Annotated in this window: 14 protein-coding genes; 1 reads left to right on the forward strand and 13 read right to left on the reverse strand. The window is 67.7% G+C overall.

Annotated elements, in window-relative coordinates; genetic code table 11:
* Positions 1-2: 2 nt before the first annotated feature.
* The 5 genes from KEG57_RS00715 to KEG57_RS00735 form a co-directional block, all read right to left on the reverse strand.
* The gene (locus KEG57_RS00715) at positions 3-1274 is read right to left on the reverse strand and encodes a hypothetical protein (RefSeq protein ID WP_272426096.1); all 1272 of its coding nucleotides are present in this window, start codon (positions 1272-1274) and stop codon (positions 3-5) included.
* A gap of 161 nt (positions 1275-1435) precedes the next feature.
* Positions 1436-1822: a hypothetical protein gene (locus KEG57_RS00720; protein ID WP_272426098.1), complete on the reverse strand. Its 387-nt coding sequence runs from the start codon at positions 1820-1822 to the stop codon at positions 1436-1438.
* A 550-nt stretch (positions 1823-2372) separates the two neighbouring features.
* On the reverse strand, positions 2373-3233 hold the full coding sequence (locus tag KEG57_RS00725) for a hypothetical protein (RefSeq protein WP_272426099.1): 861 nt from the start codon (positions 3231-3233) through the stop codon (positions 2373-2375).
* Positions 3234-3293: 60 nt separating this feature from the next.
* Complete coding sequence (locus tag KEG57_RS00730) at positions 3294-4172, reverse strand: hypothetical protein (protein ID WP_272426101.1); 879 nt, start codon at positions 4170-4172, stop codon at positions 3294-3296.
* Between the two features lie 135 nt (positions 4173-4307).
* On the reverse strand, positions 4308-4997 hold the full coding sequence (locus KEG57_RS00735) for an RNA polymerase sigma factor (protein WP_272426179.1): 690 nt from the start codon (positions 4995-4997) through the stop codon (positions 4308-4310).
* 1117 nt (positions 4998-6114) lie between these two features.
* Between KEG57_RS00735 and KEG57_RS00740 the strand changes: the two genes are divergently transcribed.
* Positions 6115-6987, forward strand: a complete 873-nt coding sequence (locus tag KEG57_RS00740) for a hypothetical protein (RefSeq protein WP_272457982.1) — start codon at positions 6115-6117, stop codon at positions 6985-6987.
* On the opposite strand, the gene KEG57_RS00745 is transcribed toward KEG57_RS00740, so the two are convergent.
* The 8 genes from KEG57_RS00745 to KEG57_RS00780 are packed head-to-tail and all read right to left on the reverse strand — an operon-like array spanning position 6892 to position 16150.
* Complete coding sequence (locus KEG57_RS00745) at positions 6892-7347, reverse strand: type VI secretion lipoprotein TssJ (RefSeq protein WP_272418594.1); 456 nt, start codon at positions 7345-7347, stop codon at positions 6892-6894. The genes KEG57_RS00740 and KEG57_RS00745 overlap by 96 nt on opposite strands.
* Before the next feature lie 10 nt (positions 7348-7357).
* Positions 7358-10909: a type VI secretion system membrane subunit TssM gene (locus tag KEG57_RS00750; protein WP_272457983.1), complete on the reverse strand. Its 3552-nt coding sequence runs from the start codon at positions 10907-10909 to the stop codon at positions 7358-7360.
* Positions 10910-10930: 21 nt separating this feature from the next.
* The gene (locus KEG57_RS00755) at positions 10931-11281 is read right to left on the reverse strand and encodes a hypothetical protein (RefSeq protein WP_272457984.1); all 351 of its coding nucleotides are present in this window, start codon (positions 11279-11281) and stop codon (positions 10931-10933) included.
* 12 nt (positions 11282-11293) lie between these two features.
* A complete protein-coding gene (locus tag KEG57_RS00760) occupies positions 11294-11920 on the reverse strand; it encodes a DotU family type IV/VI secretion system protein (protein ID WP_272457986.1) in 627 nt (208 codons plus the stop codon).
* Positions 11917-13536 carry a type VI secretion system baseplate subunit TssF gene (locus KEG57_RS00765; RefSeq protein ID WP_272457987.1) on the reverse strand — a complete coding sequence of 540 codons (1620 nt, stop codon included), beginning with the start codon at positions 13534-13536 and terminating at the stop codon, positions 11917-11919. Before KEG57_RS00765 ends, KEG57_RS00760 begins: the two co-directional genes overlap by 4 nt.
* 9 nt (positions 13537-13545) lie before the next feature.
* A complete protein-coding gene (locus KEG57_RS00770) occupies positions 13546-14127 on the reverse strand; it encodes a hypothetical protein (protein WP_272457988.1) in 582 nt (193 codons plus the stop codon).
* A gap of 6 nt (positions 14128-14133) precedes the next feature.
* Positions 14134-15768: a hypothetical protein gene (locus tag KEG57_RS00775; RefSeq protein ID WP_272457990.1), complete on the reverse strand. Its 1635-nt coding sequence runs from the start codon at positions 15766-15768 to the stop codon at positions 14134-14136.
* 22 nt (positions 15769-15790) lie between these two features.
* Positions 15791-16150 (reverse strand): GPW/gp25 family protein, encoded by a 360-nt coding sequence (locus tag KEG57_RS00780; protein WP_272457992.1) that lies wholly within the window; start codon positions 16148-16150, stop codon positions 15791-15793.
* Between the last annotated feature and the right edge of the window lie 23 nt (positions 16151-16173).

The following is a 16173-nucleotide window of genomic DNA, read 5'->3' on the forward strand; positions in this document are numbered from 1 at the left end:
GCTCACGCCTCCTCTTCGCCCTTATCGGCTTTGGCACGTCCGGACTTCACTTGATCCCATGTCGTCCGGAAGAGTTCCCCTAGCCTTTCGAGGTCGTTGATTGAATCCATCGTAACGCTCGACCATTCAGCGTACGGCGTCGTTGCCACCGGAAGCGAACCGGCGATCGGGGTCGCCCGCTCGGGCGGCAGCGGCACCCAGATCGCAGGTCGCTTTCGGCCGCCAAAGAAGCGGCAAATGACCCAGCTACGACGATCAGCAATGTGAATCTTGAAATAGGAGGCCGTGTCCTCGTAAAGGATGGGGCGTGTCGGGCCGAGCATCCGCTGGACGATCGCGAATGCATCGAGCTCCTCCTGTGTCGTGTCGATCTTGCCCTTCTCCGCTTTGGCCTCTTCGGACTTCACCTCCGCGGTCCTGCTCTCCGTGATCCTCGGCTCCGTGCTCTTCGGCTCCGTGGTCTTCGGTTCTGTGGTCTTCGGTTCCGTGGTCTTCGGTTCCGTGGTCTTCAGCGCTTCGGCTTTGATGGCGACGCCCTTGGTGGCGGGCTCTTCGCTCGCCTGCGTCGCTGCTCGCTCACGAAGCATATTGGAGAGCACTCGCTGCTTTGCCCATTCGCTGATCGCATTTGTGAGAGCGGGTTTCCAGCCGTCCAAGACCGCAGCCGTGAGGTTTCGTGTCTCGATGTTCAAAACGGCCAGCCGAGTGAACTCCGGCGAGGGCTCAAGTAACCGGGTCAATTCGCCAATGAGCAAATTTCGCTGGCGAGTCCGCTGTGCGAACGTCCTGAGTAGGCTCGAATTGTATTCCGACTTTTCGAGGACCGTCAGGAGATCGAGAGGCGGTTCCTCGCCCAAGACGTCCCACGTCACGAACGGGTCCTTGTCCATGACGTTCTCGTTGACCAGGTCCGTATAAAACTTCCACTGGACGCCGTTGGTCAAAATCCCCAGTTTGACCTCCAGCGCCTTGGCGAAATAATCGGCCAACTGCTCGTCGTAACCGGCTAGCTTCTTTCCTACTTCCTTGGCCTCGACGAAGAAGAGGGGGTGCCCCCCATGCAAGAACGCCCAATCGATCGGCTTCGAGGATCGCTCCTTGCCGAAATCCACCTTGTACTCAGGGACGCATTGACGTGGATCGGTCAGATCGTACCCGAGCAGGGTAAAAAGAGGACCTATCAGGCTTTGCTTCGTCGCCTGCTCGTTGCCTTTCACATGGTCGGCCAGTTCCTTGACGCGGTTCACGTACGCTTCGATGGCTTCCTTCTTCATGCGTAGCCCCCTCACCCGGCATGCTACGCTCGCGCTCGAACGAGCGTCAATGTTCTTGTGATGAAGAGCCCATCCCCGGCGCACGTAGGCGTGTCACCAGCGGGGCCGGTCCAAGAGGCGCGCTCCCGCGCGCGGCGGAGGCGGAGGCGGAGGCGGTAGGGTCAGTTCAGATCGAAGTACACGTCGAAGGTGCGTTTGTCGCGCTGGGTTCGCACATAAAGCTCCTCGAACACCGCGTGCCCGGTTAGGCTCACGTAGGCGCGTGGAGCGGGCGGCGCCGTTACGACCTCGGCAGGAAGCAGGGGGGCGTCACATAGGAGCACCCCCTCGAAGTTGCTTTTCCATCCGATTGACTTCTTGAGGAGGATGCAAGTGCGCCCATCAGCGAGCCGCGCCACGTGCACCTGGGCATCCGTGCTCGCCCCGGCAAGATCGCCCGGGAGGGAAATCTCTTGCGTGGATTTGGGCGCGACGCTCTGCGCATGCACCCAATCGAGTACCCGCGCGTCCTGTGCGCTCCCCCCGCATCCCACACCAAAGAGGCTCATCAGCACCCCCAGGTAGGGCCCCCATTGTCGTTGCCGCCACGTGCGCATGCTCCTCCTGCTCTTGGTTGCTTCAAGCGTACCACTTCTAGACGGGTACGTGCGAAGCGCGCCAACGGGGGCGCTCCGTGGTCAGAGGGGGCGGGATCTTGTGGGTTTTGTAGGGTGCGGGGCCCCGGAATCCGAAGCAGAGGCGGAGGCGGAGGCGGAGGCGCGTGCGCGTGCGTGTGCGTGTGCGCGTGTGCGTGCGCAGGCGGATCAGGCGGGCGCGAGCATTGGCAGGTGCCGTCGGGCGAGGGAGAGGCGGGCGTAGGTAGAAATTGCTTGGGTGGATGTGTTCCTGCACTTTGCGATTCACTCTCAATGCGGCCCAACGCCACGGTCTGCCGCGGGCCGGGGCCGTCCAGCGAAGCGAACATGCCCGGCCCGTCGGCAGCAACGGCTTGTTGGGCAGTGCATGACGGTCCTGATGCTCATTGCGTTTGCGCATTGCCGCTCGATATGGGGAGCGGGCCGGAGCGAGTGGGCCGACGCGTGGGGCGGAGCGCGCACGTCATTGCGACACCCAGGAGCAATACTCGACGGGCGTGGGCGCTGGACCGCATCGGCCACCGAGGTTCGCGCCGAGCTTGAACACGTAGACCCTGCCGTCCTGAGACACCCAGCCCGCCTCCAGGTGATCCCAGACCCCACAGGACCCGCCGACGTCTCGAGTCGGCACAGCCGCTTCGCCCATCGTCCCCGGGAGCCCGTGCGCCACGAGCGGCAGCTTGGCGTCTCCGGAGCGCGTGCGCCGCAAGAGTTCGACCTTGTAGCCCTCGCCCACGAACTGGAACTCGACCGCATTGAAACGCAGCGCGTGCGGATCGACGGCGACACCGGAAGGGCCGCAGTCTTGGCCGCCGATCTCTCCCGGGATCAGCGATTGCCAGCGGCCCTTGTCCAAGGCTCGCTGCGCCTGCGGGCGACGGGTGGCCCGTGCCGAGTGTGCCCAGAGCGTGAACACGACCTGTTTGTTCGTTCGGACGTCGAGGAAGGCGAGGTGCAGGCTGGCTCCTTCCTCGATGGTCCATCGCTCGTCGAGAATGGCGATGGTTCGACCATCGTCGCTCATCGCCGGGAATCGCCTCGCGACCTCGGGTTCGACCATGGTCGTTCCATCCGGGCGCTGATCGAAGCGGAGCGTGACCGGCGTGAACGCCGCATCGGCCTTCGGCGCTCCCGCGTTACACTTTCCGTCGCTCGAGGGCGCCGCATGAGCGTCCCCGTCGGGCGGGCTCGGGGGAACGCTCGCTTTTGGCGAGGGGATGCTCGATGGCGAGGGGATGCTCGATGGCGACGGCGCGGCGCCGCGACACGCCGCGACTACCCCGATCGAGGTCGTGAACGCAGCCTTCATCCATCGAGAGATCATGGTGCAGTATACATAACGCCTCGGGCGATCTGGAATTCGCGACTGTTGCCGCAAAATTCATCAACGCCCCGGCACCGGCACGCACCTCGGCCCGCTGCACGGCACGTGCTCCGGGACGCAGCACGCTGCGCGCGAGGGGCCCAGCTCGACGTCCGTCACCCGCACTGTCAGGTCGGGCAGCGCGATCCTGCCCACCGCGGTCCACGCGCGCGTCTCGGCGCAGGCCGTGTGGCCCTCGGCCGGTGGGGGATCGATCGCGAGCTTGCGCGACAGCACGCCATCGATCGGGAGCGACACGGCGCCGTCGTGCGCCTCGGCCTCGATGCCCCACTCGGTCTCAATCAGCGCCGCGAGTTCCGGCGCTCGCAGATCGCCCCGTGCAATCCGCGCGAGCTCTCCGCGCGCCCACGCGTGCGCCGCGGTGCCGTCGCCCCACGCGCCCGTCGCCGCGGCGTCCACTCGGATCGACGGCGGCGCCGCGGCGAACGGCGTCACGCAGCCCGTGCAGCGCGTTCCATCGAGGCCCACTCCGTCCGTGCGTTCGAACGGGCCGACGATCCCGGTGATCGTCGCGTCGCTCGCCGGCTGCCACAAGAGCAGCGCGCCGCGATCGTCGCCGTCGCGCACCAGACGGATCGCCACCGCCGGACCCAGGACCGACCCCGTGATCGGCTGGCGATCGAGGCGGCCCACCATCGAGCCCGAGACCACCTCGTCCTCATGGTCGGGGAGCGCGCCGAGGTTGTTCCGCGCGTCGATCGTGCCGCGGTAGAGCACGGTGTCGTCCGCGTAGGCCCACCACATCCGGCGCCGCACCTGCTCGACGCCTGCCGCGTGCACCGACGCGAGCGCGGGATCGCTCGCGGGATCGACCGTCTCCCGTGGCACCGCGCGCGCGGTGCCGCACGCGCCGAGGATCACGCCGAGCGTTGCTGTCATCGTTCGCACGCCCGCAGCGTGCCATAGGGCCGAGCCGATCGCCCGCGCTGCGGAGGCGGAGGCGGAGGCGGACGTGTGCTTCGGGGTCGCGCGAGAGCATCGCATCTCCGGCGCGCGGTCGCGCGCGCGATCGTTCTACCTGCGCGTCCGACGGCCCCACGCTCGCGCCTTCAGGCACCTAGATGCCATGATGTAGGACAATCGGCCGGCCGATTGTGTCGATCTTACCGTCCGCGTTGCGGATAGTCGTCGGTGCAAGGGGCCCCGGAATCCGAAGCGGAGGCGGGGGGCGGAGGCGGAGGCGCGTGCGCGTGCGCGTGCGCGTGCGTTAGCGAGGCGGATCCGCGCGAAGCGCAGGCGGGCGTACGCGGTATCCAGGCGGATCCGGAGCGCGCGGGCAATCTGCGGCATCGAGCGGCCTTCGATTTCGTAGGCCCAGAGCACGGCCGCGAGCTTTTTCGTGAGCTTCTGGATGGCCGTCCGGGGCAGCCGCGCCGCGTCCATGGCCTGCGTCACGCGTGGGTGGAACGCAGGCTCCGGCAGCTCGCCCGGGAGCATCTCCCGGCAATGCCGCGCTTGCCTGCGATGGTTCGCCGCGACGTAAAAAGCGACCGTGCAGAGCCAGGAGCGCGCCTGTTCGCCCGATGTGAGGGTCACACGGCGGCGCCACGCGACGAGAAAGACCTCCTGCACGAGGTCCTCCGCCTCGCGCTCCTCGACGCGGCCATGCTTCAGCAGGACCGAACGGACGAAGCCACGGTATTCGCGGTAAAACCACGCGAAGGCGGCCTCCGGGGAGGGTACGGTGTAGGTTTCTTGGCGGATTCAGGGCAGACGTCTACGTTGCTCACAGCTTGTGAACTCCGGTGCTTCGGGGTTTGCAGGTGAGACGCCTGTCGGTGTTACCAGCACCGGCTGGCGTCGCTTGTTTTGCCTCATGAATTGGGGCGCGAGGCAATCGCGAATGAGGGATTGGTTCGTCGTGGTAGAACCCCACGATCCGCCCTGAATGGGGAGTGGGGTGTTGGAATGGGAGCCGCGATCCCGGGCTAAAATTCCCTCGCCCCTCTCCCGTCCCGCTGAGCATTGGTCTCATCTTGGGAGGCGCTGCGCTGGGGCTTTGCCCCAGGCCCCACCGGGGCAGCGCCCCGGCGCGCGACGTTCGTCATTCTGGAGAGAAAGCCTTCGCCCGCGCCTCCTCGGACAAATCCCGCGAGATGTCCGGTCCTGCCGCCGCCTTGCACGTGAGCCTTCTCACCACCTGATCTCGACCCAAAGGTGGCGTGCACGCATCTCCAAGTCGCGTGCACGCGTCTCCAAGTCGCGTGCACGCGTCGCCAAGTCACGCGGGCACGCCTTCCCCTCGTGCCCACGCATCTCCGCGTCGCGGGCACGCGCCTTCATGACATTCCCGAACGATCTCCACGTCATGCGCACGCGTCTCGACCTCACGCGCGCGCGCCTTTGCTCCCCGCCCACGCGTCATTTTCCTGCGCCCACGCGCCTCGGAGACGCGCCCACACGCCTCGCACCTCGCTCGCGCGCGACGCCTCCGCGCGCGGCGGGGACACGGGCGGCGCCTCGCCGGGGCGCCGCCCCGGACCCCGCGGGGGCTGTTCGCCCCTCGACCCGAACCAGGGCAAGCCCTGGACCATTTGGGGAAGAACTGCGCGATGCGCAGTTCTTCCCACGGGCCCGTGGCAAGACCAAAGGCAGCGTTGTCGGTTGAGGCCGTCTTGGCGGGCAGCGTCGCTCGCCGGTCTTGCCTCAACCTGTTCGATGAACTGCGCATCGCGCAGTTCATCGACCCCGGGTCCAGCGCTTGCGCAGGCCCCTGGTCCAGGGGCGGACAGCCCCTGGTGGGGCCTGGGGCAACGCCCCAGCGCCAGCGCAGCGGCTTCGAGGGGTGGATCCGGCCGAGGCTGGCGGGCGTACCGTCGGGATGAGTACGCCCATTTCCAGCCGCTTTCATTTCACCCACCTCCTCTTGCTCGCGGCCTCCTGCGCGGGCGCGACCGCGTGCCTTTCCGCCGGGGACGACGATGCCGTGCGTATCGGTGATGCCCCCGAGAGCGGCATCCAGGGCATCACGATCGTGCCCACGAATCCCACGTCGCCGCCCCCTCCGCCTCCACCTCCGCCGCCCCCGTGCGTTGCGAACGTGAATTCGAACCCTGCTTTCGGCTGCCTCACCGCGGCCTGGATCTATGGCCCAGGTGTGGGGCTCGAATCCATGCTGAGCTCGGCTGTGGGGTGCGGCTGCGAGGCCGAGATCGTCACGACCGGCGTGGTGCCCGCCGCGTGCAACGTGCAACGCGTCGCCGTGAGCTGCAGCAGCGGCACGCCTCCGTTCAACGCCGTCTCGCCCATTCCTCCGGGCGAGTATCCCTGTGAAGGCCTCACGAACGACGACGGCACCCCGAGGGTCGTCGAAGTCTCCACGAACGAGCTCCCGTTCATGGGCATCCACATCGATCCGGACAACAACGGCCAGCTCTGCGACGTCACCCTCGACCCCTTCGTGGGGCCCATCGATCGCGAGATCAAGGAAAAGTGCTCCAGTTGCCACACGGACAACGAGCCCCAATGGTGGCCCGAGGAGACCGACACGGAAGAAGAGAGCTGCCCCTACTGCCACTCGAACGACGAGCCCCAAAGGTGGCTCGAGGTGGCCGACATGGTAGAAATCAAGTCCCTCGCAGGAGGCACCCGCCCCGCGTCAGGGCGCTTCCGGCACGCAGACTTCGCCCGATTTCGAGACACGGCAAAGCCTGCTCCGCTCGATCCGCACCTCGATCTTCTCCGGCGGCGGTGACGAGAGAAGCACCCGCCACGCGTCGCGGTCCGGCCGTTCGAGGAGCGCGTAAATCGCGAGCGTCCCCTTTTCCGGCACCGGCACCTGGATCACCTTCGTCTGCCCGGGCAGCACCACCACCGATGTCTGCACCGACTCGTCGGGCGTGGTCACGCGTGCCGCGACCGACTCGTACGACTCCGCGCCGAACGTCTTTTCGTCGATCGCGCGGGCGAGCACGTAAACCGAGCGCGCGCCATTCGCGTCGGCGGCCGGGCGGAGCACGAGCTCCACCTGGGAAGCATTCGACGACGCGCAACCGGCCCCGAGCATCGAGGCGAGGAGCGCGGTCAGGCCGCAGAGGGAGGCGTGACCTCGCACGAGCGCAGTATCAACGAGGCGTCGTGGCTTGTCCACTTAGCGTCGTCGTGGTGGGCTGTGGCCGCGACGGGCAACGAACCCCGCGGTTCGGCGGCGGGAGCAGCACCTCCCACGGATCCGAGCCGAGATCAAAGGCCACGCGCGCGCCGAGCATCCACGACACCGTCGATCCCCGCCATGTCGGCGCCTCGCAGACGAGCCGCAACGTCTGCCATGCCTCGCCCGTCCCCTCCTGCGACCGCGACGTCTTCCCGCCGCTCGAAAGGTCGGTGAGCTCCGCGCTCACGATCGCCGGTGTCGACGTCGACCAGGGCACGGGCAGCGGTTTCCACGCCGGCGCCTGATTGAACCCCGCGACGGTCGTCTCTCCCGCGCTGAGCGAGGACATCGTCACGGCCACCCGATCATCCCGCTCCACCTTGGGCAGCGCATGCGGCCGCACCGAAAGCGCGATTGCCTTGGGTTTGCCCGCCTCGTCCCAGAGCAGGCCCGAAAGCGCGTCGAACCAGCCGCCGACCTCGAGCGCCTCTTTCGGCAAGACGACCGCGCGATAATCGAGCGGCCGCTTCGCCACCCACGCCCCGCCATCGCTCCGCCGCGCGGCCGGCGCCACGCCGTCCTGGAAGGCGAGGCGCATCGTGCCCTTGACGCCGAAGACCGAATCGACCTCGCTCGGCGGCGCCTCGACCTTCGCCGTCGGCATGAAGGGAAACCGCACCCAGAGCGGCTCGCCGAGCGGTCGAATCTCGCTCTTGTAGATCTTCTCGACGGCCTTCTCCACGTTCGTCAGGGCATACTCGTAGACCTGATTCACCGGCAGAAGGAAAGGCCGCCGCATGTCCCCGCCCGGAATCCGCGCCGCGTCGAGCCACGCTTTCACTTGCGGCAGCGGGTGCTTCGGGTCGGGGTCGAGCAAGGACAAACCCAGCTTTCCCACGAGCGGCAAACGATCCCCGAGCGGCGCGCCCGCCGCCTGGAGCGGCCCGTCCTCCAGCGAGGCGATGAGCGGCGTCAGGATCGCGTAATACTTGTCGAGATTGACGGGTTTGCCCTTCTCGGGCTGGAGCGCCACGATCGGATCGAACGAGCGGAGCGCATTTCGCAGGATCGCGAGGTACGGGTCGCTTCCCGGATCGACCGCCGCGTTCTCCGCCACCGTGGTCCAGAACTGGCCGAACCACGAGCTCGGCGTGGCCATGTCCTGCAGATCGGTCCGCAGCGACGCGAGCGAGCCCGACGAGAACCCGAAGCCCTGCACGTAGGAAAACAGCGCGTTCTGGTAGGCCGTCGCGTACTGGTCCATCCCGTCGCGCGCGAGCCGCGCGAGCTCGTCGCGTTCGGTCTGCTGCACGCACGCCCCCGTGAGCGCCGCGTCGAGCTTCGTGAAAGCGGGCACGAGCTCGTCATTGACGGCCCGCACCGTGTAAAGCCCCGGCAAAGGCCGGCTCGGTCCACGCCCCGGCATGTCGCTCGCGCCCACCGCGGGGAACGTTTGGTTTGGCCCAAAGAACGGCGAGCGCTGCTTTGCACGCACATCCTCGACGAACGCCTTCACGTACGCCGACGACTTGCTCGACGCGACGAGCCTGTCCCAGTCCTCCGCGCGATAAACGCGGTTCTTGTCGATCGGATACGTCTCCTTCGAGGCCGTGTCCCCCGCGGGGCATTTCATCCCCTCGAGATCACCCACGATCTGCCGCAGCGTCCGGTTCTCCGCGCTCGGCACCTCGACCTTCGATCCGTCGACCTCGCCGAGCAGCCCTTCGAGCTCCTTGCTCTTCTGCTGCGCCCAGTCCGGGATCTGGTGGCTGCCTCCGGGGCCGAGCAGTTTATCCGCGTCCTCCGGGCTCTCCGTGCGGAGTAGCGATTCGAGCTCCTTCTGAGAGGGCGCGTCATCCACGCCGCGCAGCGCATCCGAGAGCCTGCGCGCGCTCTCCGAGAGCGCGCCGATCTCGCCAGGCGGAACCGCGCCCTTCTTCAACGAATCGTCGAGCGAGCCCAGAAACCCTTCCCAATCGCCCCGCGGAATGCCCTGGTCGAGCCCCTCGATCGCCCCCCACCACGGCGAATACGAGAACGTCACGTAATCGCTGACCACGCTCTCCGGCACCTCGAGCACCCGGGCGAACGTCTCCTTGTCGCGCAGCGCGAGCTCGCCGAGATCGTTGTCCTCCGAGGCCCTGAGCAGCGCCACCGCATAAAGCCGCACCGGCAGCGAGGACGCCCTCGCCGCCGGCAGGAGATACACTTCGCGGATCTTCCCGAGGAACGCCTCGCGTTCGCCGCCTCCGTCGCGTTCGGTCCGCGGCCGGTCGATCTCCTCCTTCGCGTTCGGATACGCGAATCGCAAAGGCCACCAGCGTGGCCGGAGCGCCGCCCGGAGCGCCTTCGCGGCTTTCCCTTCCGCTCGATCGATCTCCACGTTGCGCGGCAGGCGCAGCGTGGTGAAACCCGCGACCTGCGCGGGCACGGCCTTCACGTCCTGCCAGTGCCACAAATAAAGCGCGCCAATGAGCCCCGCGATCGAGGCCCCGATGATCAGCGCGCCCAGCGTCCGCCGCTGCTCGTGCGCATGAAAATCGGATTGCACCGTCTGCGCGTCGAGGCCGAGCGGCTCGCCCACCATCCCTGCGTCCGCGCCCTCGGGCAAACCCGCGACCACGATCCCGTCGAGCGCCGGCGTCGCGACCTGCGTCGCGCTCCCCACGAATGCATCGAGAAACGGTTCGAGCGCCGCGAACACGCTGCCCCCGCCGCCCGCGAGCAGCTTCGTCACCGCCGCCGTCTGCGCGGCCGGCAGCGTTTTGATCGCGGAAGACAAACACGGGTCGAGCGGCGCGAGCAACACTTCGAGGTCCGCTGCGCGCCGGCCCGCAGGCTTCAAGGTCTGCGTCGCGTGTCCCTCGTCCTCGGCCACGCGCGCGAGCGGGACGAACCCTTCGAGGCGCTCGTCGAGGTGCGAAAGAACGACCCGCACCCGCGGCGCGCGCCCGCGCCGGAGCGACGTGAGACGATCGACCACGTCCCGCCCGAGCGCGCCGAGGCGCCTGAGGCCCGCGGGCGTGAACGAGGGCGCGCGCGCGTCGATCACGAAAAGGACGACCGGCACCCGGAGCGCGATCGGCTTCCAGAGATCCGCGAGCGAAGAGCGCGCCTCGGGCCGCGTGTCTTCGAGCAATTCGCCGCTGATCTCCTGCACGAGCGCGTGCTGGCCCGCGAACATCGAGAGCCGCGCGTCCGACGTATCGCTCGGCGCGACCTGCGAGGCCGAACCCGAACGCGCGAGCCCCGTCTGGATCACGCTCGTCTTGCCGGCCCGACGCTCGCCGAGCACGACGACGATCGGCGCGCCCTGCACGCTCTCCGGCAAGCGGCGTACGAAATCGTCCCACGTTCGGCCGAGCGAGCGCGGCGAGGGCACCTTGGGCGCCTCCTCGCCGGACTTCTTACGCGACTGTACGAACAAATAAATGCCGAGGACGAGCAGCAAGACCCCCACGAGGGCGATCGCGGCGATCACCCAGGGGTTCAAGGACGCTCCCAGCGCTGCGGCCTGCTGCATCGCGCGCGCCTCCTCGCCGCCCTAACTCCCCGCGGGCATACGCTGCCCGGCGAAGAAAAAGGCCTCGAAGAGCTCCTCCACCCGATCGAAGGCCAGCGCGAGCACCTTCGGATCCCGCGCCTCGGGCGGCAGGGCGAGGGCCTCGCGGATGGGCTTCACGACGGCCGCGAGGACATGCGGAGGCACGACGCCCACGGCGTGCGCCTCGACCGCCGCGAGCAGGGCCGCCGCGTCCGGCGGAGGCGGCGAGTGGGGCGCGTCCTCGACATCGACCCGGGGAGGCGCTGGGGGCGCGGACGGACGGCGCCCGCTCGCTCGCCATCGTGCGAGCAGCGAGGACCGCGGATCACTCTCCTTGCCTCCGGCCGCCATTCCCTCGGCACTTCACCACAGAAGGCTGACGAGGGCAAAAACCGCGTGAAAACCTGCCGCGACGCCCAGGGCAAGCAGCGCGTACCGCAGCGCGGCCCGGGCTCGGACCGTGGGGGCCGCGGCCGTCTTGGCCGGGTCCTCGCTCCGCGGCAGGCAGCGCGCGAGCTTCTCCTTCCAGGCACGGATCTCCTGGGGCTCGTCGAAATGGCGGCCCACGAAACCCGACTCCAGGCAATGCAGGTACGTCGCGACCACGAGCGGCTCGGGCTTGCTCTCGGGCGTGAGGAGCCCCGCGCGCTCGAAGAACTCGTCGCCGCCGTCGGTCTCGCCGAGCAGATCCCATTGCAAGAGCGGCCACGGCGGGCTCTCCGGATCGCCCTCGCGCGCGAGCCGCGTCTGCACGCGTTCGTCGAGGAAAACCACGAGCGGGACGAGGACACCCTCCATGGTGCTCGGCGAGACCATCTTGTCGAGCTTCGCGTCGAGATCGTCGAGCCTGCGCCGGAGCTTCGCGCGGAGCGCCTCGACGTCGCGTGTCCTATGGTTTCGCACGGCCGCGTCGAGGATCCGCGCGGTGTCCTCGATACAGGCGACGATCTCCGCGAACGCGCGGGTATCGAGCGTGCCCGTCGCGCTCATGCCTTCGTCCCTCCGGAAAGCACGCGCTGGCCCGCCATCGGGCGCGTCGTGATCTCCACGTCCACGGGCTCCTCCGTCCACGCGTCGAGGAGCGCGGCGATCTCTGCTGCGAGCCGCCGCACGAGCGGTGCTTCCTCGGGCGTCCTTTGCCGCACCGCGAGCCGATACACGCGCCGGATTCCGCCGGCGCGCCGGGCCGGATCGGGCGCCTCGCGCGAATCGAGCTCGTCGACGAGCGTGGCAAACCCTCGATACGCCCCATCTCCGCTCGCGCCGAGGATCTCCAGCATCCCCACGAGATCCCGCCGCCCGAGCGACGGCCGCATGCGGAGCGACAGCACGTCGAGGCACCGCGCCGGGTCGCGCGCGAGCGTGCTCTCCGCGGGCGCGCGCATGCTGCCCACGAGCCGGAACGATACACCCGGCAAATGCCGCGTTTGCAAGCCGAGCGCGAGCTTGCCAGGCGACGCCGACCAGAGCACCGGCTGCGAAAAACGCGCCTCCGCGAGCACCTTGCAGGGCTGCTCGAAGGCGCCGTCGATCGAGAGACGGAGCTCGGTCACCCCGTCGCCTTCTTCGATCTCGTACGTATCGCCATCCTGCGCGAGCGCGGCAGGCAGAATCGGCACGAGCCCGCGATCGGTCGCCTTGTAGACCCCGCGCACGCCCGCGACCTCGACGCCTTCGAGCAACGGCGACGGCGAACGCACGGGCGCCGACGTCCGCGTCCCGTCCCAGAGGATCGGCTCGCCGAAATCGACCCACGTGTTCTCCACGGGGACGACGTGCAGGCGAAACGTATCGTTCGAGACCGACAAACTCGTGGGGAACTCCTCGTCGAGCTCCAGGAAGAGGTCGAGCGTGTCCCATGCCGTGCGTGTCTGCGGCACCTCGACCTGCACGAAAAGCTCCTGCTCGGGCAGGTGGAAAAACGAGCGAATGCGTGCGAGCGGGCCGCGGTCGTCGCCGTCTTCGAGGGCGCTCGCGCGCGGGGCGCCGAAGGAGACGCGGCAAGCGATCTCGGGCCCGTCGGTACCGGCCACGGCGAAGGCGCGCGTGAGGTGGCGCGAGAGCGCGTCGTGCAGCGCGAGCGACGCGCGATAATCGTCGAGGCGCCGCACGTAAAACGAGAGCGTGGCCGCGTTTTTCCAGGAACGCCGGGCGCGGAGGCGGATCCGCACGAAGAGCCGCCGGCTCTGCTCGACGAGCCGCGCGCCCGTGACGTCGATCGGCAGGATCGAGAGCGGCCGCATCATCGAAAAGAGCCCGACCTTGCCCTCGGCCGACATCGCGCGGAAGAGCGTGCCTCGCGGCAAAATCGCGGGCTCGACGCGCTCCTCGCCGACCACGCATTCGACCATCATCGACGCGGGCGCCGGGACGAGCAGCTCGTCGAGCGTGCCGGCGGCGATGCGACGAACGGCCGCGGCCGTCGCGCGCTGGGCGGCGGCGCGTGTCCTCGCCGAAAAGAACGCCTGCGCCTCGAGGATCCGACGCACGTCGGGATCTTCGGCCCCGAGCGAAAGCGCGCCCTCGGCCTCGCGACGCGCGGCGAATGCGTCGAGCGCGGAGAGCTCCTCCAGGAAGAGCGAATTCAAGGTCTCGGCCTCTGCCATCGTCCCCTCCTATCCGAGATTCACCAGGTTTCCCTGCACGTTCGTCATGGCGCCCTTGAGGGTCGCGATGCCGGACGATTCGAGGTTCATCGTGCCATCGGCCTTGGCCTCGATCATCGCGCCCTTGGCCGAGATCTGGCTCGTCCCTTCGAGCGTGAGCGTCGCCGACGTGGACAGCGTCGCGCCCGCGCTCTCGAGCGTCAACGTATTCGAGCTCGCGCCCGTGAGCCCCACCTTCGACGTCCCCTCGACGGTCACGTTTTGCGCCCCCGAGATGGCCACGTTCGCGTCCGAGGAGATCGTCGCGTCCTTCGTGCTTTGCACGGAAAACGTATCCTGGCTCGTCCAGCTCGACGCCTTCGTGGACGTCATGGTGATCGTCTCGTCGGCCGTGACCTCGAATTGCTTGCAGGCGATCGCGATCTTCTCCGATGTCTGCGTGATCGTGCTCGTGGCCGAATCACCGGCGACCTTGATCTCGATCTTCGTCCCGTCCATCACGATGGTCTGCGTGATGCTCGCGTCGGCGTTGACCACGGTCACGGTGATCCCCGCCGTCTTGTCCATCTCGATGGTGCAGACCAGCGGCATGACCGACTACCCTCCCGTCTCCTCGACTTTGAGGGTCATCTTGCCCTCCTCCAGCCGAAGGAGCACGGTGTCCTTGTCGTTCGTGCGCAGCACGCGCAGGACGGGTTTTTCGTCCTGGTAATCGTGGAGCACGGAGGTGTTGTTCGTCGAGGTTTTCCCGAGGAAGAGGTGCTGCCCCTGCCCGTCCTTGGCCACACGCGCCTCGGAACGCCAATCGATCATCCGGATGACCGTGGCCTTGCTGAAATCGAGGGCCACGAGCACGCGCTGGTTCTTGTAGAGCGGCAGATACAGGTTCCCCGCCCCGCTCTCCGGCTCGTAGGGCGCGCTGATCTCCTTGCTCTCGAAGAGCGGGATCTTGACCGTGTATTGATCGATCGAGGTGTCGTCGTCCGTCGCGAAATCGTACGTGATGTCGGTATCTGCCCCGACGGCGCTCACGATCTTGCCTTCGAGGTGCCCGGGGAAGCGCGGATCGACGATGGACGGCAGGCGAACGCGCGGCTCGCTCTTCTCTTCGAGGCGCGCCGTGCAATCAACGGAAAAGCTCGCCGCGGTATCGCCATAGGTCGGCTCGGGCCCGGCGCCCGACGCGCGAGCTTCGAGCGAGAGGAAAACCACGCGGAAAGATTCGGTCGCCGCGATCAGATTCGAGCTATGACCACCCGTCGTGGAGATGTCGAGCAAGCTGCCCGGCGAGACGGCCACCGTGGGAAAACGCCGGAACGAGAGCTCGACCTCGCGCTTGGGCAGGAGGGGCCGCGCGGTCTCCAGCGTGACGCGATCGTCGACGTCCTGCGCGATCGGCGTGCGGAGGAGCGTGTCGCGATACATGCCCGTAGCCGCATTCGTGTTGTCGACGAGCTGGGTCGCCGTGCTCTCGGTGTACGAGTTCAGGACGCGCGGCTTGTAGCGCGGGACCTCGGGGAAAAACGAGGTCATCGAGGAAAGGTCGTCGAGCAAGAGCTCCGAAGCCTCCCCGCTCGTGTCCTTGGCCCCCTTGATCGAATACGTGCCCTCTGCATGATCGTACGTGAAAACGCCGTTCCGGTGGCGGACGTACCAGATCACGAGATCGTAAAAGCTCGAGCGCGCGGCGGGGTCGAGATGGAAAAAGATCTGCGAGACCGTCGTGGTGATGACGTCCCAATCGTAGGTCAGGCTGATCTTGTCGCCCTTGTGGGCCTCGATCACGTCCTTGAACGTCGTCTCGGTGTAGAGCGCGCAGGGGAAATGCTGGCGCCAGAGCGCCTGCGCCGGGTCCACGAACGTCACGCGGTAATGCCGGAAGAGCACTGCCGGCTCGTCCATCACCCGCTGCGTCGTCTCCTCGCGCACCGATTTTTCGAGCACGAGGCCACTCGTCTTGATCTCCGCGTCGTCGGCCTCGGTGTCGGTCTCGAGGTGCCCCGGCTTGATCGAAAGGGAAACCTCGCCGAGGTCGGCCTTCACGAAATCCGCGAGCAGGTCGTCGGTGTATTTCCCGCCCCACGACGAGTCGTCCTGCATGACGAACTCGACGGAACCCGAGACGCCCCACGCTTCCATGCGCAAGGAAAAACCCCGCACGTTGCCGCCCGGGATCGTGTGCTCCGTCCCCCCGACCTTAAGCGTCAGCGTGATTGCGAGTTTTTCCTTCAAGGCCCGCCCCCGCCGGCCGAGCCTACCCGCGACGCACGGACACGTTCCGGAGGACGCTGTGAAAAAACACGTGATACGTCACCGGTTGTTCCCCCACGAGGCCCGTGAGCGTGAATCGCACCCAGAGGCCCCGGTCGCGGCCGATCAGGGTGAGCTTCGGTTCGAGCAGCCGCGGCTCGTACGACCGAACGACCCCGAGCATCTCGGCGCACAGCTCGTCGAGCAGCGGCTTCGTCGCGAAATGGCCGTCGTACCGGCCGAGCCCGTACACCTCGACCGCCGAGGCATACCCGCCCTTCGCGTTGAGCGACACCTCGAGGTTGCGCGCGATGCTCTCCAGACGGGGCTCGTGATCGCCCCTGAGCTTGCCGTAAAACGACAACGACGGCCTCCTCCGCGGTCCCT

The sequence above is a fragment of the Polyangium jinanense genome, assembly GCF_028435365.1.

Coding starts and splice junctions, on each gene's coding strand:
- KEG57_RS00715 (WP_272426096.1), bottom strand. CDS start 1,274: ATGAAGAAGGAAGCCATCGAAGCGTACGTGAACCGCGTCAAGGAACTG.
- KEG57_RS00720 (WP_272426098.1), bottom strand. CDS start 1,822: ATGAGCCTCTTTGGTGTGGGATGCGGGGGGAGCGCACAGGACGCGCGG.
- KEG57_RS00725 (WP_272426099.1), bottom strand. CDS start 3,233: ATGATCTCTCGATGGATGAAGGCTGCGTTCACGACCTCGATCGGGGTA.
- KEG57_RS00730 (WP_272426101.1), bottom strand. CDS start 4,172: ATGACAGCAACGCTCGGCGTGATCCTCGGCGCGTGCGGCACCGCGCGC.
- KEG57_RS00740 (WP_272457982.1), top strand. CDS start 6,115: ATGAGTACGCCCATTTCCAGCCGCTTTCATTTCACCCACCTCCTCTTG.
- KEG57_RS00750 (WP_272457983.1), bottom strand. CDS start 10,909: ATGCAGCAGGCCGCAGCGCTGGGAGCGTCCTTGAACCCCTGGGTGATC.
- KEG57_RS00755 (WP_272457984.1), bottom strand. CDS start 11,281: ATGGCGGCCGGAGGCAAGGAGAGTGATCCGCGGTCCTCGCTGCTCGCA.
- KEG57_RS00760 (WP_272457986.1), bottom strand. CDS start 11,920: ATGAGCGCGACGGGCACGCTCGATACCCGCGCGTTCGCGGAGATCGTC.
- KEG57_RS00765 (WP_272457987.1), bottom strand. CDS start 13,536: ATGGCAGAGGCCGAGACCTTGAATTCGCTCTTCCTGGAGGAGCTCTCC.
- KEG57_RS00770 (WP_272457988.1), bottom strand. CDS start 14,127: ATGCCGCTGGTCTGCACCATCGAGATGGACAAGACGGCGGGGATCACC.